General features: G+C 60.8%; 1 pseudogene. It reads left to right on the top strand.

Going from position 1 to position 469, the window contains the following annotated elements:
• Window positions 1-469: pseudogene (locus tag Xsze_RS21555) on the top strand (DNA primase); the annotation flags it as partial.

Here is a 469-nt window from a genome sequence, read left to right on the forward strand (position 1 = left end):
GAGAAGCCCCCCAAGCCGTGCAGCCTGAACTGAGCGCCGATGAGCGGGCGGCCGCCTTAGCGTTGCTGCAAGCTCCGAACCTGACAGAGCGTATCACCGCAGACTTGAGCGCCTGTGGGGTTGTCGGTGAATCGACCAACCTGTTGGCGGGCTATCTGGCGGCCGTGAGCCGCAAACTGCCCAAACCCTTGGCCGTCTTGATCCAGAGCAGCAGCGCGGCGGGGAAAAGTAGTCTGATGGAGGCGGTACTGAACCTGATACCGGAAGAAGAGCGCATCCAGTACAGCGCCATGACCGGCCAGAGCCTGTTCTATCTGGGGGAAACCAATCTGCAACACAAGATACTGGCCATCGCCGAAGAAGAAGGCGTGCGGCAGGCGGCCTATGCGCTCAAGCTGTTGCAGAGTGACGGCGAGTTAACCATGGCGAGCACCGGCAAGGATGAAACCACGGGGACACTGGTCACCAA

Source organism: Xenorhabdus szentirmaii DSM 16338, assembly GCF_002632585.1.
GTDB lineage: Bacteria > Pseudomonadota > Gammaproteobacteria > Enterobacterales > Enterobacteriaceae > Xenorhabdus > Xenorhabdus szentirmaii.